The following is a 24589-nucleotide window of genomic DNA, read 5'->3' as shown; positions in this document are numbered from 1 at the left end:
GCTGCCGTACTAGTTTAATAGTATGGCAGCCATGACATGACCCAAACTCCGGTAATCGATCCCGCTCTTTCCCAACAAGGCAATGAGGACTGGCAGTGCTTTATGGCGCTGTTACAGCAATCTTTCGCTGAAAATCTCCACCACGAACTGCTGCAATTGCTGCTGACGCCCGATGAACGGGCTGCCTTAGGCACGCGTGTCAGAATTGTTCAGGAGTTGATGCGTGGCGAGCTGAGCCAGCGAGAGTTGAAGAATCAATTGGGGGCAGGGATTGCAACGATCACGCGAGGGTCTAACGGCTTGAAAAACGCACCGGCCACGCTGAAAGCCTGGCTCGGCACACAATTATTAGGCCCGGACGAAGTCAGTAAAGACGTCTGACGCAGGCGTCAGTGCGTTTGCACTCTGACTTGATACACCGCGTTATGGAAGGGCGCTAACGCCAACACTAAAGCTTGATGATAGACGCTGGTGCGGGTCAGTTTGCCGGCGGTAAAAATGCCTATCGCCCCGCCTTTGCGTTTAACTTCGGCAATTCCCGTCAATTTTTCCATTTCATCGCCCAATTCACTGCCTTGGTTGATCTCTTGTAATATAATTTCAGGCAGCATCAGGCTGGCTGAACGGGATTCACCGCGTTGATGCATGTTTTCGATGACCATCCAGGCGAAGGTCATGTTGTCTTCAATACCGGCTTCTATGCCAACCCAAAAATCCGCCTCTGGGCGCACCTGTCGTGCGCTAATGACGCGGTGTCTGGCACCAGTGCGGGTTTCGCTGCTGCCGATGGGTTGATTGGACACGCCGCTGTCGACATCTACGCCTTCGATACGGAACGAGTCAGTACCAAAAATGTCCTCAAATGCCAGAGCAATAGCTTTAATTTTTGCCGGGTTAGTGGTTGCAGCGACAACGTGGTACATAGAGTTTGAGCATCCTTTAGCAAATTTCACGCAGTATAACGGAAAACACTCATGTTACAGGTATATCTCGTCCGTCATGGCGAAACCGAATGGAATGCAGCACGCAAGATTCAGGGACAGTCAGACAGTCCGTTGACCCAAAAGGGCATTTTTCAGGCACAGCAGGTGGCCGAGCGCGTGCGCCGCGAAGGCATCACGCACGTCATCACCAGCGATCTGGGGCGTACTCGTGCCACGGCGCAAATCATCGCTGACGCCTGTGGTTGCGCTGTCACCGAGGAGCCGCGTCTGCGCGAGCTGCACATGGGCGTGCTGGAAACCCGTAATTTGGATGGCCTGAGTGCTGACGAAGAAACCTGGCGTAAGCAGATGGTTGATGGCACGCCGGATGGCCGCATTCCACAGGGCGAGAGTATGATTGAGCTGGCCGAGCGTATGCGCTCTGCACTCGACAGCTGCCTTGATTTACCGGCGGGCAGTAAACCGCTGCTGGTGAGCCACGGCATCGCGCTGGGTTGCCTTATCAGCACGATTTTAGGGCTTGAGCCTTATGCCGAGCGCCGCCTGCGCCTGCGCAACTGTTCCATTTCGCGTGTGGATCATCAGGAAAGTGCGTGGCTGGCGTCTGGCTGGATTGTGGAGACGGCGGGCGATATTTCGCATCTGGATCAGCCCGCATTAGATGAGCTGCAGCGCTAAACGCGGCAGCCTTACAGCAGAATTAACGGCGAATAGGGATAAGATAATCGCATTCTATTTCGGTCGGCGGCGTGGCGCTCGGCACTTTATGTTTGGTATAGAATCGCTCAATGTCTTGTCCCTTTCTGCGCGTCATTTTCAGCGACGGCAGACAGGTTCCGTACAGCGTCAGGATGAATTCCTGCAACAGTTCCGGTGAACCTTTGTAGTGGAACATCGCGTATTCACCTTCCTGCACGACAATCGGTTGACCTTCCACATTCTCTGGCAGATGCTTCGGTTCGATGGCCGTGGTGTACAACACTTCCTGCTCGTCATCTTTCTCCTGACTCGGGCGAGAGTGGTGCAAACCGTAGAGTACCGGCGGCAAGGTTTTAGCTTCACCAATGTACTGACGCCAGAAATGCAGGCGCATTTCATTACGGTAAGTGGTGATCTGTTCCAGCGTACAGGAGTAGCTCTGCGTAATGCCGATCAGATTTTGCTCCGGCAGCGAGACGAACTCGGGCTGTGGCAAAATGAAAGCGCCAAGGCGAATCGGCGGGCAGATCCCGAAGGAGTGCCAATCTTCTGAACGACGGTAAAGCGCGGGCGTCTGTGCGAACTGTTTTTTGAATGCGCGAGTAAACGTCTGCTGAGAATCAAAACGGTATTGCAGGGCAATATCCAAAATTGGTCGGCTGGTCAATCGCAGAGCGACGGCAGCTTTTGACAGGCGACGAGCACGAATGTAAGCACCAATTGCGTTACTCGTGACATCCTTAAACATACGTTGCAGGTGCCATTTCGAATATCCGGCTTTGGCTGCGACGTTGTCGAGTGATAACGGCTGGTCTAAATGGGTTTCTAACCAGCTGAGAAGATCACGAATGATTCCTGCTTGATCCATAGATCGTCCTCGTTGAACTAAGATAAATGCACAGAATGTTGACGCCGCATAATAGCAACTTTTTCTGCTTAAGACTTCTTAAGATTTTTTTAGCTAAACGTGCTTTTTGCTCAGCTAACCGAATATTCCTACTACAAATTGTGAGCAAGGGCTTTGTTTAATATCGTCTTTGCTTGATCTCACCATTAGCAGCGTGCTGCGGAGTAACCTAATGAAAAAGTGTTGTATTTTTGTTTTTGGACTGTTCTTGATTTGTTCCAATTCGGCGTATGCGGAGCAGGTGGGCTCGGTGGATACCGTGTTCAAATTCCTAGGTCCAGACCACAAAATTGTGGTTGAAGCCTTTGATGATCCTGATATTAAAAATGTAACCTGTTATATCAGTCGGGCCAAAACGGGCGGGATAAAAGGCGGCTTAGGGCTGGCCGAAGACACCTCTGACGCGGCAATCTCTTGCCAGCAGGTTGGGCCAATCGAACTCAGCGATAAGATTAAGCAGGGTAAAGATAAGGGGACGGTGGTGTTCCAGAAACGCACCTCGCTGATATTCAAAAAGCTGCAGGTGGTACGTTTTTATGATGCTACCCGCAATGCGCTTATTTACCTGAGCTATTCCGACAAAGTGGTCGACGGCTCGCCAAAAAATGCCCTTAGCGCGGTGCCAATCATCCCTTGGGGTTCTCGCTAGTCGCCTGATTCCCAAAAGAAAAGGCCAGCATATGCTGGCCTTTTTCATTGACGATGACTGACAACAGGGTTGGCAACCTGCCGCTTAGTCTTCTAAATCACCACAGAAACGATAGCCTTCACCATGAATGGTGGCGATGATTTCTGGGGTATCCGGCGTGGCTTCGAAGTGTTTACGAATGCGACGGATAGTGACGTCAACGGTACGGTCATGAGGCTTAAGCTCACGGCCGGTCATTTTCTTCAGTAAGTCACCACGGGTTTGAATTTTGCCCGGATTCTCACAGAAATGCAGCATCGCGCGGAATTCACTGCGCGGCAGCTTGTATTGCTCGCCAGCCGGGCTCACCAGCGAACGGCTGTTGATGTCCAGTTCCCAACCGTTGAATTTGTAGCTTTCTACCAGACGACGTTCTTCACCGGTGGTGCTCAGATTCATGGTACGGGAGAGCAGATTGCGTGCACGGATAGTCAGTTCACGCGGGTTAAAAGGTTTGGTGATGTAATCATCAGCACCGATTTCCAGACCGAGGATCTTGTCGACTTCATTGTCGCGGCCGGTCAGGAACATCAGGGCAACGCTTGCTTGTTCGCGCAGTTCACGGGCCAGCAGCAAGCCATTTTTACCTGGCAGGTTGATGTCCATGATGACCAGATTGATGTCATGTTCCGACAAGATGTTGTGCATTTCTGCACCATCATTGGCTTCATGCACCATGTAGCCTTCTGCTTCAAAAATACTTTTTAGCGTATTACGGGTCACTAACTCGTCTTCGACGATCAGGATATGAGGAGTCTGCATGTTTGCTACCTAAGATTGCCAACAAATTGAAAATAGGAGTACAGAAGTCCTTGTTATTCCGATGAATTTTGACAGCGAATGCGCTATCTCACTCGTTACATGACTAAAGTACGTAAATGCGTTTCTGATGCGCTTTACATCAACACCAATGTCGTCGCCAGCTCTGTCGCGAAGCCCACTTTGTGACTTCCTATTGGGTGCTGGAATGGCGCTTATCCTAACCCTATTAACAGCAATATAACAGCGAGTGCCGACATTACCACCCAACAAAACTACGCTTTGTTGACATATATCAAATTCAATTGTAGCACGGTAACACTTTAGTGAAAAACACTTATAGGAATGCACGGTTAAGTCACATTTTGCGCAAAATTGGTCACGATTCAGCAGGTTATAATTTCCGCCCACTATATTGAGAGAATTGATTCTAATCATTCAATATATCAATATGATTAGTAAGGCTTATTTAATTTTATAAGTCATGTAGTAGTGGTTCATTTCTATTTTCTGGCTAATGGCAGATTTTACGGCATTTAGTTATTAGCCCATATTTGACTGTTAAGTTTATGTGAAAAGTTGATCATTTTGAGAAGTCACTTTTACTCAATTAAAAGCTCACTTAAGATCGACCGCAGATATTCCAATACGAACATTCAGAGGACTGATGCAACTTCATATTATTTTGGTTTCCCCGGCGCGGCCTGAAAATGTCGGCGCAGCGGCACGAGCAATGAAAACCATGGGGTTCGCGTCATTGCGTATTGTCGACAGTCAGGCTCATCTGCAACCCGAGGCGGGGTGGGTGGCGCACGCGTCCAATGAGATTCTGCATAATGCGCAACATTTCGAGACGCTTGAGGCGGCGCTGGCCGATATCGATTTCACCGTGGCGACCACAGCGCGCAGCCGCGCCCGTTTCCACTACTACAGCACGCCTGTGGAGCTGCTCGGCCAGTTAGAGGAGAAGCGTGGATGGATAAGCAACGCCGCGCTGGTCTTCGGGCGGGAAGATTCTGGGTTGACCAATGAAGAGCTGGATCTGGCCGATATTCTCACCGGCGTGCCGATGGTGGCGGATTATCCTTCGCTGAATCTTGGCCAGGCCGTAATGGTGTTCTGCTATCAGTTGTCGGCGCTAAACCAAATTTCGGCACCCGTGGCGGTTCAACCCGATGCCGGACAGTTGGGTGCGTTGCGCTCAAGAATTAACCGTTTATTGGACGCGGTAGAAGCCAGCAACGACCAAAAATTGTCAGATTGGGTGCAGCAGCGCGTAGGACTTTTACAGCAAAGAGATGCTGCAATGTTGCACACTTTGCTGCATGACATCGAAAAAAAGCTGACGAAGTGATCTGAGGCGCAGCGTGGTTTGTATGGGGAAATGCTCGGGCCTGTGCCTCACGACCTCTCTTTTTCACTGATTTAGGCCGTTTTGGCAGAGAATAATCTGTTTGTATTTCATTGCGACGCTTGGCGCAAAATCAGAAAAAAATTGACTTGTTGTGCCTGATGCTTTAGCTAATAGGGGCAGACAGAGTAAAAAACACAACATATAAACAGACAGACAGAAAATAAAAATGCGAATGATCAGCCTGAACACAACAATTATTACCACCACCGAAACCACTGGTTACGGGGCGGGCTGACGCGTACAGGAAAAACAGAAAAAAGCCCGCACCTAAACAGTGCGGGCTTTTTTTTTAGCGACTTTTTTAACGAATCGTCATCTACGAATGAGCTTCAGGAGAGTACCAGAAATGCGAGTGTTGAAATTTGGCGGGACTTCAGTAGCAAACGCGGAACGCTTCTTGCGCGTCGCGGACATCATGGAAAGCAATGCACGTCAGGGACAGGTTGCCACGGTACTTTCTGCGCCGGCCAAAATTACCAACCACCTCGTCGCGATGATTGAGCGAACGGTTGCTGGGCAAGAGATCCAGCCAATCATGAGCGATGCAGAACGCATTTTCTCCGAATTAATCACCGGCCTTGCTGAGAAAGTACCGGGCTTCGACTTGCCGAAAGTGAAAACCTTTATCGAGCAAGAGTTCGGCCAGCTTAAGCAATTACTGCATGGAATCAGTCTGTTAGGACAGTGTCCTGATAGCGTCAACGCGTCCATCATCTGCCGCGGTGAAAAGCTCTCTATCGCCATCATGGAAGCCGTATTCGTCGCCAAAGGCTATGGCGTCACTGTGATCAACCCAGTGGAAAAATTGCTGGCTCTGGGTAGCTATCTGGAATCCACCGTTGATATCAACGAATCGACTCTGCGCATCGCCGCCAGCGGTATTCCTGCTGATAATATCGTGCTAATGGCGGGCTTCACCGCCGGTAATGACAAAGGCGAGCTGGTGGTGCTGGGCCGTAATGGCTCCGACTACTCGGCGGCGGTATTGGCGGCCTGTCTGCGCGCCGACTGCTGCGAAATTTGGACTGACGTCGATGGCGTTTATACCTGTGACCCGCGCACCGTGCCCGATGCTCGCTTGTTAAAATCGATGTCCTATCAAGAGGCGATGGAGCTTTCTTACTTCGGCGCCAAAGTCCTTCACCCTCGCACCATCCTGCCCATTGCCCAATTCCAAATTCCATGCCTGATTAAAAACACCACCAACCCGCAAGCGCCGGGCACCCTGATTGGCAGCGAAAGCCTTGATGACAATACGCCGGTCAAAGGCATCACCAACCTGAACAACATGGCGATGATCAATGTCTCCGGGCCGGGCATGAAAGGCATGGTCGGCATGGCGGCGCGGGTGTTCGCGGTGATGTCACGCTCGGGCATTTCGGTGGTGCTGATCACCCAGTCCTCCTCTGAATACAGCATCAGCTTCTGCGTGCCTCAGGGCGAGCTGGAGCGCGCGCGTCGCGCACTGGAAGACGAATTCTATCTGGAGCTGAAAGACGGCCTGCTCGAGCCGCTGGACGTGATGGAGAAGCTGGCGGTTATCTCGGTCGTTGGCGACGGCATGCGCACGCTGCGCGGCATCTCGGCCAAGTTCTTCTCGGCACTGGCTCGCGCCAACATCAATATCGTGGCAATTGCCCAAGGCTCTTCCGAACGCTCAATCTCAGTGGTCGTCAATAACGAAGAGGCCACCACCGGCGTGCGCGTCAGCCACCAGATGCTGTTCAACACCGATCAGGTTATCGAAGTGTTCCTGATTGGCGTCGGCGGCGTCGGCGGGGCGCTCATCGAGCAGGTTCGCCGCCAGCAGGCGTGGCTTAAGGCCAAGCATATTGACCTGCGGGTGTGCGGCATCGCCAACTCGCGCGCTATGCTGACCAACATTCACGGCATCTCTTTGGACAACTGGAGTGACGAGCTGGGCGCGGCGAAAGAGCCGTTCAATCTTGGCCGCCTGATTCGTTTAGTTAAAGAGTATCACTTGCTTAACCCGGTGATTGTTGACTGTACCTCCAGCCAAGAAGTGGCTGATCAATATGCGGATTTCCTGGCTGACGGCTTCCACGTCGTGACGCCAAACAAGAAAGCCAACACCTCGTCGATGAACTATTACTATCAGTTGCGTAAAGCGGCTGAGCATTCACGCCGCAAATTCCTTTATGACACAAACGTCGGCGCGGGCCTGCCGGTGATTGAAAACCTGCAAAACCTGCTCAACGCGGGTGACGAGCTGGTGCGCTTCTCCGGCATTCTTTCTGGCTCGCTGTCCTACATTTTCGGCAAGCTGGATGAGGGGATGTCGCTGTCCGAGGCCACGCTGCAGGCGCGTGATATGGGCTATACCGAGCCAGACCCGCGTGATGACCTGTCAGGAATGGACGTAGCTCGCAAGCTGTTGATTCTGGCCCGTGAAGCCGGTTACAAACTGGAACTCTCTGATATTGAAGTTGAATCCGTTCTGCCGTTATCCTTCGACTCTGAAGGTAGCGTGACCGACTTTGTGAGCCGCCTGCCGACGGTGGACGCTGATTTCGCCCAGCGCGTGGCCGATGCCACGGCACAGGATAAGGTTTTGCGCTACGTTGGTGCTATCGAAGAGGGGCGCTGCACGGTGAAGATCGAGGCCGTCGATGGTAACGATCCACTGTATAAAGTGAAAAATGGCGAGAATGCGTTGGCGTTCTACAGCCGTTATTATCAGCCTCTGCCATTAGTCTTACGCGGTTATGGCGCGGGCAATGACGTTACTGCTGCCGGCGTATTTGCCGATCTTTTGCGAACGCTGTCATGGAAGTTAGGAGTTTAATATGGTTAAGGTGTATGCCCCTGCCTCAATTGGCAATGTCAGCGTCGGTTTTGACGTGCTGGGCGCCGCGGTTTCTCCGGTTGACGGCACGCTGCTCGGCGACTGCGTGAGCGTAGAGGCAGCGACAGAGTTCAGTTTGAAAAGCGAAGGTCGCTTCGTCTCCAAGTTACCGGATCGCATGGAAGACAATATTGTCTTCCAGTGCTGGCAGCGTTTCTGTCAGGAAATCGGTAAAGAGATCCCAGTCGCCATGACGCTGGAAAAGAATATGCCCATTGGCTCCGGCCTGGGTTCTAGCGCCTGTTCGGTGGTCGCTGGCTTGATGGCGATGAACGAGTTCTGCGGCAAGCCGCTGGATGAAAACACCATGCTTTCCCTGATGGGCGAGCTGGAAGGGCGCATTTCCGGCAGCGTGCACTTCGACAACGTCGCGCCATGCTATCTCGGCGGCATCCAGCTGATGCTGGAAGAGCTGGGTGTGATCAGCCAAAACGTGCCGAGCTTTGATGATTGGCTGTGGGTGATGGCGTATCCGGGCATCAAAGTGTCGACCGCCGAAGCGCGCGCGATTCTACCGGCCCAGTACCGCCGTCAGGACTGCATCAGCCACGGTCGCTATCTTGCTGGCTTCATTCACGCCTGCCATACGCAACAACCGGCGCTGGCTGCTAAATTAATGAAAGACGTAATTGCCGAGCCTTATCGCACGCGCCTGCTTCCGGGCTTTGCCGAAGCGCGCACCGCCGCTGAAGAAATTGGCGCTCTGGCTTGTGGTATTTCAGGCTCCGGCCCGACGCTGTTTGCCGTGTGCAACGACAGCGCAACCGCCAAACGTATGGCGGACTGGTTGCAGAATCACTATCTGCAAAATGATGAAGGCTTTGTTCATATTTGTCGTCTGGATACCGCAGGCGCGAGACTATTGGGATAAATGATGAAACTGTACAACCTGAAGGACCACAATGAGCAGGTCAGCTTTGCTCAGGCCGTTAAGCAAGGTTTAGGAAAGCAGCAGGGCCTGTTCTTTCCTCTCGAGTTGCCTGAGTTTGCGCTGAGTGACATCGACGGCCTGCTGGATCAAGACTTTGTTACCCGCAGCAGCCGCATTCTGTCCGCGTTCATTGGTGATGAAATTCCAGAAGACCAGCTCTACCAGCGCGTAAAAAGTGCTTTTGCTTTCCCTGCGCCGGTTGCCAAAGTGTCCGACGATATTGCCTGTCTGGAGCTGTTCCACGGCCCAACTCTGGCGTTCAAAGACTTCGGCGGCCGCTTTATGGCGCAGGTGCTGACACAGGTTTCTGGCGACCAGCCGGTGACCATTCTGACCGCCACCTCTGGTGACACCGGCGCGGCCGTCGCTCACGCCTTCCACGGCATGAAAAACGTTCGCGTAGTGATCCTCTATCCGAAAGGCAAAATCAGCCCGTTGCAGGAGAAGCTGTTCTGTACGCTGGGCGACAACATTCACACCGTGGCGATCGACGGCGACTTTGACCAGTGTCAGGCACTGGTGAAGCAGGCGTTTGATGATGAAGAGCTGAAGCATGAGCTGAAACTGAACTCAGCAAACTCGATTAACATCAGTCGCTTGCTGGCGCAAATCTGCTACTACTTCGAAGCCGTGGCGCAACTGCCACAGGAAGCGCGCAACCAGCTGGTTATCTCCGTGCCGAGCGGCAACTTTGGTGATCTGACGGCTGGTCTACTGGCGAAATCACTGGGCCTGCCGGTCAAACGCTTTATCGCAGCAACCAACGCCAATGACACCGTGCCGCGCTTTCTCGCCAATGGCGAATGGGCGCCGAAAACTACGGTGGCGACATTATCCAACGCGATGGACGTCAGCCAGCCAAACAACTGGCCGCGCGTGGAAGAGCTGTACCGCCGCAAAATTTGGAAGCTGAAAGACCTGGGCTTCGGCGCGGTGAGCGATGACACCACTGAAGACGCGATGCGCGAGCTGGCGGACATTGGCTACATCTCTGAACCTCACGCCGCGATTGCCTACCGCGTGCTGCGCGACCAACTGCAACCGGGCGAATTCGGCCTGTTCATCGGCACCGCGCATCCGGCCAAGTTCAAGGAGAGTGTGGAGGCGATTCTGGGTCAGGACATTGATTTGCCGAAAGAGCTGGCGGAGCGCGCGGATCTTCCGCTGCTGTCGCACGACTTGCCGGCTGATTTCAGCGAAATGCGTCGTTTCCTGATGGCGCTGCCAAAGTAACGATCTGCTGACTTTTAGAGACTAAAAAGCCCTCATGCGAGGGCTTTTTTTATGGTTTGAAGCGCGGCTTACTGCTCTGGGCGGGTGAACACCAGCTCATTACCTTCTGAGCGGGCTGGGTCATACTCATAGCCTTCCAGATTGAAATCTCGCAGTTGACTGACCTTGCTCAGACGCTCTTTGATGATGAAACGACTCATCAGGCCACGGGCCTTTTTAGCGTAGAAGCTAATGACCTTGTAATTCCCCTTTTTCTGGTCGAGGAACACCGGCTTGATGATTTCACCGTCAAGCTTAGCCGGTTTCACGGCTTTGAAATACTCATCAGATGCCAGGTTAATCAAGACTTTATCGCCTTGTTCAGCCAATAATTTATTGAGCTTCTCCGTCAATAAATCGCCCCAGAAAGTATACAGATTCGACCCCTGCGGGTTCTCCAGGCGGATCCCCATCTCCAGACGATAAGGCATCATTAAGTCCAGCGGGCGCAGCAGGCCGTACAGACCAGAGAGCATGCGCAGATGGTCTTGGGCGAACTCGAAATCTTTCTCGCTGAAATCTTCCGCCTGCAAGCCGGTATACACATCACCTTTAAACGCCAAGATTGCCTGACGCGCGTTGTCCGGGCTGAAATCCGGCTGCCAATCGTTAAAGCGTTCGGCATTGAGCAGCGCCAGCTTGTCGCTGATGCCCATCAGGCTGGAGATCTGGGCTGGCGTCAGTTTGCGGGCAATGCTGATTAACTGGCTCGACTTATCCAGTAATTCAGGTTGGGTAAAGCGTTTTGTGGCGAGCGGGCTTTCGTAGTCGAGCGTTTTAGCAGGAGAAATAATGGTCAGCATAGTCGCATCCGTTGGTCGGCTATCGGTTCATCGTGAGATCTTGGTTTCGGCTCTATTTTAGCAAAAATCTGCCCTGAGCCGGCCATAAAAATGGCGCAAAGGCCGGGCAGAACGGAAATTGCTGCAATAGGAAAAACTTAATGTTTCGCCTGAGGTGGGGTTTTCTGCCACACGTCGGGAGTGAGCTGTTCGCGGAATTCCGGGAAGTGGTCGGGGTTGAACACCGGCGTTCGCCCCATGCGGCGCTGGCGCTCGTAGTCCTTGATGACTTTCAGCGCAATGCCCGAAAGCAGCATCAGCGCGGTGAGGTTGATGATAGTCATGAGTGCCATGCTGATATCCGCCATTTTCCACACTGTTGGCAGTTTTGCCAGGCAGCCGAAAGCCACCATGCCCAGAACTAGCAGGCGGAAAACGTAGAGTTTGGCTTTCTCGCCACTGCGCAGGAATACCAAATTGTTCTCGGCATAAACATAGTTGGCGGAGATAGAGGAGAAGGCGAAAATAAACACAAAGGTCGCCACCAGATAATGGCCCAGCTCATTGCCGGTCACGGCAGAGACGGCCTGCTGAATCAGCGCGATGCCCTTGAGCTGCTGGTCAGGGGCATCTAACAGGCCTGAACTGAGGATAATCAACGCCGTGGCGCTGCAAATCACGATGGTATCGATAAATACGCCGAGCATTTGCGAGAAGCCCACCGCCGCCGGATGAGCGGGCTCGGGAGCGGCAAGGGCAGCGGCGTTGGGGGAAGAGCCCATGCCCGCCTCGTTGGAGAACAGACCGCGCTGCACCCCTTGGGTCAGCGCCTGTGTAATAGCAAAACCGCCCGCGCCCGCGGCGACTTCCTGCAAGCCAAAGGCACTTTTAACTATCAGAACAAAGACTTGCGGCAGGCGTTCAACATTATGCCCAATCACCCAGGTAGCCATCAGCAGATAGCCCACCGCCATGACAGGCACCATCCATTGCGACAGTTTAGAGAAGCGTTTTAGGCCGCCAAACAGAGTGACGGCGGTCAGTAACACCAGACCTGCGGCGACGTAATGAGGATTACTGTCAAAAGAGAGGGCGGCCACCTGAGCAATCGCATTGGCCTGTAGCGCATTGAAAATTAAACCAAAAGAGAGCACCAGCATGATGGAAAACAGCACGCCCATCCAGCGCATGCCGAGGCCTTTCTCCATGTAATCCGCCGGACCGCCGCGATAATGACCTTTTAAATCACGCCCTTTAAACAGCTGGGCCAAGGTGTTTTCGAACAGTGCGGTCACCATGCTAATGAAGGCAACGACCCACATCCAGAAGATGGCTCCCGGCCCGCCTGCGGCAATAGCCAAGGCCACGCCCGCCACGTTGCCTGTACCAATACGGGCAGCAAGGCTGATACACAGGGCCTGAAAGGTTGAAATACCGCGCGGGTTGGCGCCGTTTTTATGCAGATGTGAGGAGAAAATATGGCCAAAGAGGCGGAACTGAATAAAACGGGTGCGCAGGCTAAAGTAAATGCCCGTCCCCAGCAGCAGGTAAATCAGGATTGAGCCCCAAAGAATGTTGTCGAAAAAATTCAGCATTTCGCTCATTGGGCGCCTTTGTTGATCAAGGTATTGATAGTTGACCCCTGCATGGGTGGTTGTATTTTAGCCATTTTGTATAGAGTGCTGGTTAACATAGCCTTTTTGCCCCCATGGGGACACTGTCATTTTGACTGAAAAATTAAGATTCTGCAGACGATAAACCCATTTTCGTCATGCCTATCGCACCGCCATATCTGCCTTGCGCGTGGCTTTTTGCATGTTATCATCAGGCAAAGGCAAGGCATGAAAATGCCTCAACGAAAATGTACAAACGATGAGATATGCCAAATGACCGATAAACTGACTTCCCTACGCCAACTCACTAAAGTTGTTGCAGACACCGGGGATATTGCGGCAATGAAACTGTACCAGCCGCAAGATGCTACGACCAACCCGTCTCTGATCCTCAACGCTGCACAAATTCCTGAATACCGTAAATTGATCGACGAAGCCATTGCATGGGCTAAAGATCAAAGCAGCGATCGTGACCAGCAGGTTGCTGACGCGGCTGACAAACTGGCGGTAAACATTGGTCTGGAGATCCTGAAACTGGTCCCAGGTCGTATCTCTACCGAAGTTGACGCGCGTCTGTCTTATGATACCGAAGCGAGCGTGGCTAAGGCCCATCGTCTGATCAAACTTTATAACGATGCGGGCATCAGCAACGACCGTATCCTGATCAAACTGGCTTCAACCTGGCAGGGCATCCGTGCCGCAGAGCGTCTGGAAAAAGAAGGCATCAACTGTAACCTGACTCTGCTGTTCTCCTTCGCTCAGGCTCGTGCTTGTGCCGAAGCTGGCGTTTACCTGATTTCTCCGTTCGTTGGCCGTATCCTCGACTGGTACAAAGCTAACGGCGACAAAAAAGAGTTCGCGCCGCATGAAGATCCAGGCGTTATCTCTGTGACCGAAATCTACGAATACTACAAACAGCACGGCTACGAGACTGTGGTTATGGGCGCAAGCTTCCGTAACATCGGCGAAATCATCGAGTTGGCTGGTTGTGACCGTCTGACTATCGCACCTGCTCTGTTGAAAGAACTGGCAGAAAGCGAAGGTCCGCTGGAGCGTAAACTGTCCTTCACTGGCGAAACCAAAGCACGTCCAGAGCCATTGACTGAAGCTCAGTTCTACTGGGATCACAGCCAAGACCCAATGGCTATCGACAAACTGGCGGATGGTATCCGTAAGTTTGCTATCGACCAGGGTAAACTGGAAAAAATGATCGCTGACCTGCTGTAATCACGGCACTCGGTATCAGAAAGGCGACTCATTGAGTCGCCTTTTTTAATGTCTGAAGAAAAAAATCTCGCCCCGACTTACCGATATACTTATCCTTTATCCCACTAACGGCTGGGTTGCCGAACAAATGCTTGGGGAGAAGAAAAGCATGGATAACTTACGAATTGGTTTGGTGTCGGTTTCGGACCGCGCTTCAAACGGCATTTATCAGGATAAAGGCATTCCGGCATTAGAAGCCTGGCTGGAAAAGGCGCTGATCACGCCCTTCAAGGTGGAGAAGAGATTGATCCCCGACGAGCAGCCGCTGATTGAGCAAGCGATTAGCGAATTGGTGGATGAAAGTGGCTGCCATTTGGTGCTGACCACCGGCGGTACAGGCCCCGCACGTCGCGACGTCACGCCGGATGCCACCCTGGCCGTTGCCGACCGCGAAATGCCAGGCTTTGGCGAGCAGATGCGTCAAATCAGCCTGCACTTTGTGCCCACAGCTATCCTTTCTCGTCAGGTTGGGGTTATCCGCAAACAGGCGCTGATTTTGAACCTGCCGGGCCAGCCAAAATCGATTCAGGAAACGCTTGAAGGCCTGAAAGATGAGTCGGGTAAGGTGATTGTTTCAGGCATTTTTGCCAGCGTGCCTTACTGCATTCAACTGCTCGACGGCCCTTATATTGAAACGCACGAGGACGTGGTAGCAGCTTTTCGTCCCAAAAGTGCCCGCCGCGATACAAAAAACTAAAGTTAGACTTTTTCTGACATAAGATTCAGCCCATCTGGTGCGCAAAACGTTTGCCGTTATAGTAATCATTCCTTTACAGGTAGCGGCTCGTTTTTTACACCTTCCACTTTGTGCTATACGGTATCTTATGCAACAAGCTAATAATCGTCGGCTTAACCGGCAAGATTTCAAGACACTGTCCCTTGCTGCACTAGGCGGCGCCCTCGAGTTCTACGACTTCATCATTTTTGTTTTCTTTGCTGCGGTCATCGGCGATCTGTTCTTTCCGGCGGATATGCCTGATTGGGTTCGGCAGGTGCAAACCTTCGGGATCTTCGCCGCTGGCTATCTGGCGCGCCCGCTGGGTGGTGTCATCATGGCGCACTTTGGCGATCTGATTGGCCGTAAGCGAATGTTTAGCTTCAGTATTCTCTTGATGGCGCTACCGACGCTGGCGATGGGCCTGCTGCCAACCTATTCCTCCATTGGTATTGCCGCACCTCTGTTACTGCTGTTGATGCGCCTGTTGCAAGGCGCGGCGGTGGGCGGGGAAGTGCCGGGAGCCTGGGTGTTTGTGGCCGAACACGTGCCGCGCAGGCACATCGGTTTTGCCTGCGGTACGCTGACGGCGGGCCTGACCGTCGGCATCTTGCTCGGCTCGCTGGTGGCGACCGTGCTGCACAGCACGCTGTCAGCAGAGGCCGTGCGTGACTACGGCTGGCGCATTCCTTTCTTCATCGGCGGGATTTTCGGCCTGGTTGCCATGTATCTGCGCCGCTGGTTACAAGAGACGCCGATTTTCCTTGAGATGAAAGCCAAGAAAACCTTGGCGGAAGTGCTGCCTCTGAAGTCAGTGGTGGTCAATCACAAAAAAGAAATTGTGATTTCAATGCTCTTGACCTGGCTGCTGTCGGCCTGTCTGGTGGTGGTTATTCTGATGACGCCAACCTATTTGCAAAAGCAGTTTGCTATCCCGGCGGCTCAGGCTTTGCAGGCTAACAGCATGGCGACCATTGCTCTGACCTTTGGCTGCATCGTGGCGGGCTGGATTATCGACCGCATCGGCGCCAGCAGGATGTTTATCTTCGGTAGCCTGTTCTTGGGCGTTTGTACTTGGGCCTTCTACCACGTGGTTGCCACTGACCCATCAAAACTGATGGTGATGTATGCGCTGGCGGGCTTTAGCGTCGGGCTGGTGGGGACGGTGCCTTATGTCATGGTTCGCGCCTTCCCGGCGGAGGTGCGTTTCACCGGCATCTCTTTCTCTTATAACGTCTCTTACGCCATTTTTGGCGGGCTGACGCCAATCTTCATCTCCTTTATTACGCACGTTACGCCGATGGCACCGGCCTATTATATTCTCGCCATGGCGGTGGTTGGGGTGCTGATTGGTTTCTACCTGACGCGTGATTTGAATAGCGATGAGAAGAGTGAGTTTACTCGGCAGGCGGCCTCAGGCCGTTAATCGAAGCAGGTAGCGTGAAAGCAAAAAGCCCCGACGAAGATGCCGGGGCTTTTATCTTTTGGAGCAAGCCCAATTAGGCTTTTTGCATCTCGCCAATCGGCAGCACGGTTCGGCCATACTGCTCGTTCAGCACTTCGGCCATCGCCAAATAAATGGCGCTCGCGCCGCAGAAGATCCCTTCGAATCCGGCGATATGCAGCACGTCCGCGTCACCGGTAATATTGCCCACGGCCAGCAAAGCGAACAGTACCGTCAGGCTGCCGAAAACCACCTGTAATCCGCGGTTTGCTTTCAAGGTGCCGAAAAACATGAAAAGGGTGAAGACGCCCCACAGACCAAGATAAACCCCTAAGAAGCTTTCGCTACTGGCATCTGCCACGCCCATGCGCGGCAGCATCAGAATGCCGACCAAGCTCAGCCAGAATGCGCCATAAGAGGTGAAGGCCGTGGTGCCAAAGGTATTGCCCTTTTTAAACTCCATGATGCCCGCCAGTATCTGAATCAGGCCACCATAGAAAATCCCCATGCTGACGATGACGGCAGTCAGGGGGAAGAAACCGGCATTGTGTAAATTCAACAAGATAGTTGTCATGCCAAAACCCATCAGACCCAAGGGGCAGGGGTTGGCCATCATTTTGCTTTGCATAATTCCTCTGGACTATAAATGTCGCGAATAAATAACCGGGCTAGATTCACTTGTGAAAGGGGCAAAAAGGCCACATATCGTCACCAGCGCGCGGCATCATAAGGAGGTGTCAGCGAGCAAACATTGATCTGGCGTAACCGCAGTTGAAGATTTTTTTTCATTGAACCCCTTGATGCTGGCTCGCATGGCCCCATCTTATTCTCAACCGCAGTTGTTACCGCCAGTAAAAGGCAATATTGGGCAGTTGAAATTAAACAATTCGTCCACATATACAGTAACAACCTGACCGAATATGAATTTTTAGTGGAGACGTTTTAGATGGGTAAAATTATTGGGATCGACCTGGGTACCACCAACTCTTGTGTGGCTATTATGGATGGCACAACTGCACGTGTGCTGGAGAACGCAGAGGGTGATCGCACCACTCCTTCCATCATCGCTTATGCAGCAGATGGCGAAACTCTGGTGGGCTCACCAGCTAAGCGTCAGGCTGTCACTAACCCGCAAAACACCCTGTTTGCGATTAAGCGCCTGATTGGCCGTCGCTTCCAGGACGAAGAAGTACAGCGTGACAAAGGCATCATGCCTTACCAGATCGTTGGCGCAGATAACGGCGACGCATGGATCGACGTTAAAGGCCAAAAAATCGCACCTCCGCAGATTTCTGCAGAAGTGTTGAAGAAAATGAAGAAAACGGCTGAAGATTATCTGGGCGAACCAGTAACTGAAGCGGTTATCACTGTACCTGCTTACTTCAACGATGCTCAGCGTCAGGCAACCAAAGACGCCGGCCGTATCGCAGGTCTGGAAGTAAAACGTATCATCAACGAACCAACCGCTGCTGCTCTGGCATACGGTCTGGATCGTGAAGTCGGCAACCGCACTATCGCGGTATACGACTTGGGTGGTGGTACTTTCGATATTTCAATCATCGAAATCGATGAAGTTGATGGCGAGAAAACCTTCGAAGTTCTGGCAACCAACGGTGATACCCACCTGGGTGGTGAAGACTTCGATAGCCGTCTGATCAACTATCTGGTTGAAGAGTTCAAGAAAGAGCAAGGCATGGACCTGCGTAACGATCCGCTGGCTATGCAACGTCTGAAAGAAGCGGCTGAGAAAGCGAAAATCGAACTTTCTTCTGCACAACAGACTGACGTTAACCTGCCGTACATCACTGCTGATGCGACAGGTCCAAAACACATGAACATCAAAGTGACCCGTGCAAAACTGGAATCACTGGTTGAAGACTTGGTAGGTCGTTCTATCGAGCCACTGAAAGTAGCTCTGAAAGACGCTGGCCTGTCAGTTTCTGACATTCAAGACGTTATCTTGGTAGGCGGTCAGACCCGTATGCCAATGGTTCAGAAGAAAGTCGCAGACTTCTTCGGTAAAGAACCACGTAAAGACGTTAACCCGGACGAAGCGGTAGCTATCGGTGCTGCAGTTCAGGGCGGCGTGTTGTCTGGTGATGTTAAAGACGTTCTGTTGCTGGACGTGACTCCACTGTCTCTGGGTATCGAAACCATGGGCGGCGTGATGACTCCACTGATCACCAAGAACACCACCATCCCAACTAAGCACAGCCAGGTGTTCTCTACTGCGGAAGACAACCAGTCTGCAGTAACCATCCACGTGGTGCAGGGTGAGCGTAAACGTTCTAGCGATAACAAGTCTCTGGGTCAGTTCAACCTGGACGGCATCCAAGCTGCACCACGCGGTATGGCGCAGATCGAAGTCACCTTCGACCTGGATGCTGATGGTATCTTGCACGTTTCTGCTAAAGACAAAAATACCGGTCGCGAGCAGAAAATCACCATCAAGGCTTCTTCTGGTCTGAGCGAAGAAGAAATCCAGAAAATGGTGAACGATGCCGAAGCTAACGCCGAGTCTGACCGTAAGTTCGAAGAACTGGTCCAGACCCGTAACCAAGCGGATCACCTGATCCACGGTACGCGTAAGCAACTGGAAGAGTCTGGCGACAAGCTGCCAGCTGAAGATAAAACCGCGATTGAAGAAGCCCTGAAAGCACTGGAAGTTTCTGCTAAAGGCGAAGATAAAGCGGATATCGAAGCTAAGCTGCAGGCGCTGGTGCAGGTTTCTGGCAAGTTAGCAGAAATGGCACAGCCACAAGGCCAGGCCGAAGGCGGCGACGACAGCGCGAAGAAAGATGATGACGTTGTTGACGCTGAATTCGAAGAAGTTAAAGACAAGAAATAATCGCCCTTAAGCGGGCACAGTAAGAGTTCTTAACTAAGACCTTTTATTGAAAACCAGCACGGGCGTCGAGGAAACTCTGCGCCCGTGCACGCATGTTGAGGGCAGGAAAAAGCATGGCGAAGCAAGATTATTACGAGCTGTTGGGCGTTTCCAAAACAGCCGACGAGCGCGAAATCAAAAAAGCCTATAAGCGGCTAGCGATGAAGCACCATCCTGATAGAAATCAGGGTGATAAAGAATCCGAAACCAAATTTAAAGAAATCAAAGAAGCTTACGAAATTCTGACTGACGCACAGAAACGTGCTGCTTACGACCAATATGGTCATGCTGCCTTCGAACAAGGCGGAATGGGCGGTGGTGGCGGCTACGGTGGCGGCGGTGCAGACTTTAGCGACATCTTTGGTGACGTCTTTGGCGACATCTTCGGTGGTGGACGCCGTCAGCGTGCCAGCCGAGGTTCAGATCTGCGTTACAACATGGATCTGACTTTGGAAGAGGCCGTTCGTGGTGTCACCAAAGAGATCCGCATTCCGACACTGGCCGAGTGTGACGTTTGCCACGGCAGCGGCGCGAAAGCCGGAAGCTCTCCGGTAACCTGTCCGACCTGTCACGGTGCCGGTCAAGTGCAGATGCGTCAGGGCTTCTTTACTGTGCAGCAGGCTTGTCCTACCTGCCAGGGACGCGGCCAAATCATTAAAGATCCGTGCAACAAGTGTCACGGCCATGGTCGCGTAGAACGCTCGAAAACCCTGTCAGTGAAAATCCCTGCGGGTGTGGACACTGGCGACCGTATTCGTCTGGAAGGTGAAGGCGAAGCGGGCGAGCACGGTGCTCCGGCGGGCGACCTGTACGTTCAGGTTCAAGTCAAAGCGCACAAAATCTTTGAGCGCGAAGGCAATAACCTGTACTGCGAAGTGCCAATCAACTTCGCGATGGCGGCTCTGGGCGGCGAGATTGAAGTGCCAACCCTCGATGGCCGCGTGAAGCTGAAAGTGCCAGCAGAGACTCAGACTGGCAAGCTGTTCCGCATGCGCGGTCGCGGTGTGAAATCCGTTCGCGGTGGGGCTCAGGGCGACCTGCTGTGCCGCGTCGTCGTTGAGACTCCGGTTAGCCTCAACGATAAACAGAAGCAGTTGCTGCGCGATCTGGAAGAGAGCTTCGGTGGCGCATCGGGCGAGAAAAACAGCCCGCGTTCTAAAAGCTTCTTAGATGGCGTGAAAAAGTTCTTTGATGATCTGACGCGTTAATCCCTTCAGACTCAAGACGTTAGTTAATGCTTTCAATCCCCGTCAGCCTGTTCAGGCGGCGGGGATTTTTTTATGGCGGGGCTATAGGGCGTCTTGGCGTATAATTCGGTAAAACCGAGCTATGAAGTAGCAATAATCGATTTTTTCCGAGCTTTGCTATTGGCTATAATTTGCCGCAACTGCGCAGGAAATGGCTGCGTTAACGCATTTAACAGGAGTCTGAAAGTGTCGAATATTATTCGTCAGTTTTTACGTATGGAAGCCGCGGGCGGCATTGTATTGATTGTGGCCGCAATCATTGCATTGGTTATGGCCAACACGCCAATGCAGGGGCTTTACCAAGCCTTTCTCGACATACCTGTCACGCTGCGCTTTGCTGACCTATTAATTGATAAACCGCTGCTGCTGTGGATAAACGACGGCCTGATGGCGGTGTTCTTCCTGATGATTGGCCTTGAGGTTAAGCGCGAACTGCGCGAAGGCAATCTGGCAAATCGCGAGCAGGCGCTGTTCCCGGCCATTGCGGCAGTGGGCGGTATGGTTGCCCCGGCGGTGATTTACCTGATGTTTAACGGAGCGGATGAGGTCGCGCGCCAAGGCTGGGCTATTCCGGCGGCGACTGATATCGCTTTCGCACTCGGCGTAATGGCGCTGCTGGGTTCGCGCGTGCCGACCGGGCTAAAGGTGTTCTTGCTGGCGCTCGCTATTATTGATGATCTTGGCGCTATCGTGATTATCGCGCTGTTCTACAGCCACGATATCTCGGGCATGGCGTTAGGGCTGGCGGCGTTGTCCATTGCCGTACTGGCATGGCTGAACTGGCGCGGCGTCGGCAAACTCACGCCGTATCTGCTGGTAGGCGCGGTGCTGTGGGTCTGCGTGCTGAAATCGGGTATTCATGCCACTCTGGCGGGCGTGATCCTCGGCTTCTTCATTCCGCTGGAGACAAAACAGAAAGTCTCTCCGGCTCGCCGTTTAGAGCATGGCATTCACCCTTACGTGGCCTGGTTTATCCTGCCGATATTTGCCTTTGCTAATGCCGGTGTCTCGCTGCAGGGCGTGTCGGCGGAGAGTGTCTTCTCGCTGTTGCCGATGGGTATCGCGGCCGGTCTGTTACTTGGCAAGCCAATCGGCATCATGATTTTCAGCGGCATAGCGGTAAAACTTGGCATTGCGCGCTTGCCGGAAGGGATTAATTTCAAACAGATTGCCGGGGTATCCGTGCTCTGCGGTATTGGTTTTACGATGTCGATTTTCATCGCCTCGCTGGCCTTTGCCAAAGCCGATCCAGAGCTACTGACTTACTCGAAAATCGGTATTTTGCTCGGCTCCACCGTCTCGGCTGTTTTAGGTTATCTGCTGCTGAATAAGTTATTGCCGAAGAAAGCCCCGTGCCACGGCGCGTAAGCCCATGCGCTGAATTGAAGTAATCTCGAATCGCCAGAAGGAGCAGGTATGTCACATATCAATTTCAACCACCTGTACTACTTTTGGCAGGTTTGTAAAACCGGATCGATGGTCGGCGCGGCAGAAGCTCTGTTTCTGACGCCGCAGACTATCACCGGGCAGATTAAGTCATTGGAGGAGCGTCTCGGCGGCAAGCTGTTTAAGCGTCAAGGGCGCGGGCTGGTGCCTTCTGAGCTGGGGCAACTGGTCTTTCGCTATGCCGACAAGATGTTTGCCATGAGCCAAGAGATGCTGGATATCGTCAACTATCGCAAAGAGTCTAGCCTACTGTTTGATGTGGGCGTGGCCGATGCGTTGTCGAAAAGATTGGTCAGCCGGGTGCTGGATGCTGCCGTGGTGGATAACCAAGATATCCACCTGCGCTGCTTTGAATCGACCCACGAGATGCTGCTGGAACAGCTTAGCCAGCACAAGCTCGACATCATTCTGTCGGATTGCCCGGTGGACTCCACCCAGCAGGAAGGGCTGTTTTCAGTCAAGCTGGGGGAAAGCCCTATCAGCTTTTATTGCTGCCAGCCGAAGGAAAGTGAGTCTTTCCCCGAGTGCCTTGAGAAGCGCCCATTGCTTATCCCCGGCAGGCGCTCAATGCTTGGCCGCAAGCTGCTCAATTGGTTTAACACTCAGGGGCTGAAGGTGAAAATCTTGGGCGAGTTTGATGATGCCGCGCTGATGAAGGCTTTTGCCCAGAATCACAATGCGATCTTTGTCGCGCCGTCGGTGTATCTGACCGAGGTGTTTCACGGGGATGATATTGTCGAGGTAGGGCGGGTAGAGGGCTTACAGGAAGAGTACTACGTGATTTTCGCCGAGCGGATGATTCAGCACCCTTCGGTACAGCGGGTGTGTAACACCGACTTCTCAGGGCTGTTCACTGGCTGAGGGGGATTTGCGAAGTAATGAGCCGGGAAGCTCAAAAAACAGATATAAAAAAACCGGCAGAAGCCGGTTTTTTTATCAAGCAGACAACGAAATGCGATTATTGCATTGCGTTGATTTGCGCAGTCAAGTTTGACTTATGACGCGCTGCTTTGTTTTTGTGGATCAGGCCTTTGCAAGACTGACGGTCCACAATTGGTTGCATTTCGTTAAATGCATTTTGTGCAGCAGCTTTGTCGCCTGCTGCAATAGCCGCGTATACCTTCTTGATAAAGGTACGCACCATAGAACGACGGCTCGCGTTATGCTTACGACGTTTCTCTGACTGTACGGCGCGTTTCTTAGCTGATTTGATATTAGCCAAGGTCCAACTCCCAAATATTTTTCTATTGAGGACAATTCGAAGGCCGAGGAATATGCCTTTTCGGTCTTCTTTTGTCAATGGATTTGTGCAAATAAGCGCCGTTTCTATATTCAAATCGGATTCAAACTACAATCGGCGCTTGTTACGTTGTGATGGCGCAGGATTTTAACAGCTTCCCACCTTGGAATACAGTCTTTCGCAAGAAAATTCGACAGGAGAGTGGTTATTTAGCCAACGGGGGGCATTAACGCTTTGTTTCTACGAAAAGTCACGCTTTCCGTACATATATAGCCAAAATAATTCGAGCTACGGCTATCGCACCTGCAACTCGCACTCTGAAGGAGAGAAAGTAAGATTTTCCTCGGTGATGCCGTAATTGCGCCGTAAGATCTGCCGTATGGCGAAGAGATTGCGCTGATCCAGTGAATCGCTGGTTAACCTTGGAGGCTGTACAAGGTATAATCCGCCGATTTCCACCGTTATGAGTCAGCTATGGATTTGAGCCAGCTATGGAGCTAATTCGCGGGATACACAATATTCGGGCGCGCCATCATGGCTGCGTCCTTACTATTGGTAATTTTGATGGCGTGCATCGCGGCCATCAAGCACTGATTGAACAACTAAAGCTGGAAGGGCAGAAGCTTGGCGTTCCGGTAATGGTGATGATTTTTGAACCGCAACCTCTTGAGCTGTTTGCGGGCGATAAAGCGCCTGCTCGACTGACCAGTTTGCGAGATAAGGCCAAGTATCTTGCCGAATGCGGCGTTGATTACTTGCTATGTGTGCGCTTTGAACCGCGTTTTGCGGCTAACATTGCTCAGGCATTTATCTCCCAGCTATTGGTGGAGAAACTAGGCGTCAAATTCCTGACCGTGGGCGATGATTTTCGCTTTGGTGCTGGTCGTCTGGGCGATTTCGAATTGCTACAGAAAGCCGGCGCTGAATATGGTTTTGAAGTCATAAGCACCCAGACTTTCCGCGAAGGCGGCAGTCGCATTAGCAGTACGGCGATTCGTGACGCGCTGCGTGATGACGATTTAGCATTAGCTGAAACGCTGCTCGGCCACCCGTTCAGCATATCCGGGCGCGTGGTTCATGGCGACAAACTAGGCCGCACCATCGGCTTCCCGACGGCCAACGTGCCGTTGAAGCGTCTGGTGTCTCCGGTGCGCGGCGTGTATGCCGTGGACGTGCTGGGTCTGGGCGATGAGCCTATTCCTGGCATTGCCAACATTGGTATTCGTCCGACGGTTGGCGGCGTGCGCAAGCAGCTTGAAGTGCACCTGATCGATACCAATATCAATTTATATGGGCGCCACATAGACGTGGTGCTACGCGCAAAATTGCGCAATGAACAGCGTTTTTCGTCGCTTGATGCCTTAAAGCAACAAATTGCGAACGATGAGGTGACCGCCCGGGAGTTCTTTGGGCTGACAGCACCACGCTAATTATTTATGACAGGTTTACTGGCAGCCGCCATGGGCCTG

23 protein-coding genes and 1 other annotated feature are annotated in these 24589 nt (G+C 52.5%); of the genes, 16 read left to right on the top strand and 7 right to left on the bottom strand.

The window, feature by feature from the left end:
• Positions 1-36: 36 nt before the first annotated feature.
• A complete protein-coding gene (trpR, locus tag ACT3RT_RS10870; RefSeq protein ID WP_396131585.1) occupies positions 37-381 on the top strand; it encodes a trp operon repressor in 345 nt (114 codons plus the stop codon).
• Positions 382-389: 8 nt separating this feature from the next.
• Here trpR and yjjX read toward each other — a convergent pair whose 3' ends face one another.
• Positions 390-923 carry an inosine/xanthosine triphosphatase gene (gene yjjX / locus ACT3RT_RS10865; RefSeq protein ID WP_034786997.1) on the bottom strand — a complete coding sequence of 178 codons (534 nt, stop codon included), beginning with the start codon at positions 921-923 and terminating at the stop codon, positions 390-392.
• Between the two features lie 51 nt (positions 924-974).
• Between yjjX and gpmB the strand changes: the two genes are divergently transcribed.
• Positions 975-1622 (top strand): 2,3-diphosphoglycerate-dependent phosphoglycerate mutase GpmB, encoded by a 648-nt coding sequence (gene gpmB / locus ACT3RT_RS10860; RefSeq protein WP_353500939.1) that lies wholly within the window; start codon positions 975-977, stop codon positions 1620-1622.
• Between the two features lie 22 nt (positions 1623-1644).
• On the opposite strand, the gene robA is transcribed toward gpmB, so the two are convergent.
• A complete protein-coding gene (gene robA, locus ACT3RT_RS10855; RefSeq protein WP_353500940.1) occupies positions 1645-2511 on the bottom strand; it encodes an MDR efflux pump AcrAB transcriptional activator RobA in 867 nt (288 codons plus the stop codon).
• Positions 2512-2722: 211 nt separating this feature from the next.
• Between robA and creA the strand changes: the two genes are divergently transcribed.
• Entirely contained in the window at positions 2723-3199 is a 477-nt protein-coding gene (gene creA, locus ACT3RT_RS10850; protein WP_353500941.1) for a protein CreA, read from the top strand.
• Positions 3200-3283: 84 nt separating this feature from the next.
• On the opposite strand, the gene arcA is transcribed toward creA, so the two are convergent.
• Positions 3284-4000, bottom strand: coding sequence for a two-component system response regulator ArcA (arcA, locus tag ACT3RT_RS10845; protein ID WP_034787008.1), 717 nt, complete (start codon positions 3998-4000; stop codon positions 3284-3286).
• Between the two features lie 664 nt (positions 4001-4664).
• On the opposite strand from arcA, the gene ACT3RT_RS10840 reads away from it, so the two are divergent.
• The 5 genes from ACT3RT_RS10840 (at position 4665) to thrC (ending at position 10441) form a co-directional block, all read left to right on the top strand.
• Positions 4665-5351: a tRNA/rRNA methyltransferase gene (locus tag ACT3RT_RS10840; protein ID WP_353500942.1), complete on the top strand. Its 687-nt coding sequence runs from the start codon at positions 4665-4667 to the stop codon at positions 5349-5351.
• Between the two features lie 226 nt (positions 5352-5577).
• Positions 5578-5646 carry a thr operon leader peptide gene (gene thrL, locus ACT3RT_RS10835; RefSeq protein WP_072009845.1) on the top strand — a complete coding sequence of 23 codons (69 nt, stop codon included), beginning with the start codon at positions 5578-5580 and terminating at the stop codon, positions 5644-5646.
• Positions 5585-5702 (top strand) — a sequence feature (Thr leader region). It overlaps the preceding gene by 62 nt.
• Before the next feature lie 55 nt (positions 5703-5757).
• Positions 5758-8217, top strand: coding sequence for a bifunctional aspartate kinase/homoserine dehydrogenase I (gene thrA, locus ACT3RT_RS10830; protein WP_496202969.1), 2460 nt, complete (start codon positions 5758-5760; stop codon positions 8215-8217).
• 1 nt (position 8218) lies between these two features.
• Positions 8219-9148, top strand: a complete 930-nt coding sequence (gene thrB, locus ACT3RT_RS10825) for a homoserine kinase (protein WP_496200503.1) — start codon at positions 8219-8221, stop codon at positions 9146-9148.
• Positions 9149-9151: 3 nt separating this feature from the next.
• Complete coding sequence (thrC, locus tag ACT3RT_RS10820) at positions 9152-10441, top strand: threonine synthase (RefSeq protein WP_353503894.1); 1290 nt, start codon at positions 9152-9154, stop codon at positions 10439-10441.
• Between the two features lie 68 nt (positions 10442-10509).
• Here the strand turns inward: thrC and yaaA are convergent, their stop codons facing one another.
• Both yaaA and ACT3RT_RS10810 read right to left on the bottom strand, forming a co-directional pair.
• A complete protein-coding gene (yaaA, locus tag ACT3RT_RS10815) occupies positions 10510-11283 on the bottom strand; it encodes a peroxide stress protein YaaA (protein WP_353500945.1) in 774 nt (257 codons plus the stop codon).
• A gap of 137 nt (positions 11284-11420) precedes the next feature.
• A complete protein-coding gene (locus ACT3RT_RS10810) occupies positions 11421-12866 on the bottom strand; it encodes an alanine/glycine:cation symporter family protein (RefSeq protein WP_496202968.1) in 1446 nt (481 codons plus the stop codon).
• 282 nt (positions 12867-13148) lie between these two features.
• Here ACT3RT_RS10810 and tal point away from each other — a divergent pair, with 282 nt between their 5' ends.
• The 3 genes from tal to ACT3RT_RS10795 all read left to right on the top strand — a co-directional run bounded on the left by tal (position 13149) and on the right by ACT3RT_RS10795 (position 16282).
• Positions 13149-14102 (top strand): transaldolase, encoded by a 954-nt coding sequence (gene tal, locus ACT3RT_RS10805; RefSeq protein WP_496202967.1) that lies wholly within the window; start codon positions 13149-13151, stop codon positions 14100-14102.
• 148 nt (positions 14103-14250) lie between these two features.
• Positions 14251-14838, top strand: a complete 588-nt coding sequence (mog, locus tag ACT3RT_RS10800) for a molybdopterin adenylyltransferase (protein ID WP_353500948.1) — start codon at positions 14251-14253, stop codon at positions 14836-14838.
• Between the two features lie 127 nt (positions 14839-14965).
• Complete coding sequence (locus ACT3RT_RS10795) at positions 14966-16282, top strand: MFS transporter (protein WP_496202966.1); 1317 nt, start codon at positions 14966-14968, stop codon at positions 16280-16282.
• Positions 16283-16355: 73 nt separating this feature from the next.
• Here ACT3RT_RS10795 and satP read toward each other — a convergent pair whose 3' ends face one another.
• Positions 16356-16928, bottom strand: coding sequence for an acetate uptake transporter (satP, locus tag ACT3RT_RS10790; RefSeq protein WP_485903074.1), 573 nt, complete (start codon positions 16926-16928; stop codon positions 16356-16358).
• Between the two features lie 318 nt (positions 16929-17246).
• On the opposite strand from satP, the gene dnaK reads away from it, so the two are divergent.
• From dnaK to nhaR, 4 genes are all read left to right on the top strand, one after another.
• Positions 17247-19148 (top strand): molecular chaperone DnaK, encoded by a 1902-nt coding sequence (gene dnaK, locus ACT3RT_RS10785; RefSeq protein ID WP_353500951.1) that lies wholly within the window; start codon positions 17247-17249, stop codon positions 19146-19148.
• A 113-nt stretch (positions 19149-19261) separates the two neighbouring features.
• Positions 19262-20395, top strand: coding sequence for a molecular chaperone DnaJ (gene dnaJ, locus ACT3RT_RS10780; RefSeq protein WP_485903075.1), 1134 nt, complete (start codon positions 19262-19264; stop codon positions 20393-20395).
• Positions 20396-20620: 225 nt separating this feature from the next.
• Positions 20621-21802, top strand: coding sequence for a Na+/H+ antiporter NhaA (gene nhaA / locus ACT3RT_RS10775; protein WP_496202965.1), 1182 nt, complete (start codon positions 20621-20623; stop codon positions 21800-21802).
• A 48-nt stretch (positions 21803-21850) separates the two neighbouring features.
• Positions 21851-22741 (top strand): transcriptional activator NhaR, encoded by an 891-nt coding sequence (nhaR, locus tag ACT3RT_RS10770; protein ID WP_496202964.1) that lies wholly within the window; start codon positions 21851-21853, stop codon positions 22739-22741.
• A gap of 97 nt (positions 22742-22838) precedes the next feature.
• Here the strand turns inward: nhaR and rpsT are convergent, their stop codons facing one another.
• A complete protein-coding gene (gene rpsT, locus ACT3RT_RS10765; protein ID WP_034787052.1) occupies positions 22839-23102 on the bottom strand; it encodes a 30S ribosomal protein S20 in 264 nt (87 codons plus the stop codon).
• 509 nt (positions 23103-23611) lie between these two features.
• Between rpsT and ribF the strand changes: the two genes are divergently transcribed.
• Positions 23612-24550, top strand: a complete 939-nt coding sequence (gene ribF, locus ACT3RT_RS10760; protein ID WP_496202963.1) for a bifunctional riboflavin kinase/FAD synthetase — start codon at positions 23612-23614, stop codon at positions 24548-24550.
• Positions 24551-24589: the final 39 nt, after the last annotated feature.

Source organism: Ewingella sp. AOP9-I1-14 (assembly GCF_052375995.1).
In the GTDB taxonomy this organism is placed as follows: domain Bacteria; phylum Pseudomonadota; class Gammaproteobacteria; order Enterobacterales; family Enterobacteriaceae; genus Ewingella; species Ewingella allii.
This window is presented reverse-complemented; position numbering and strand designations above follow the sequence as displayed.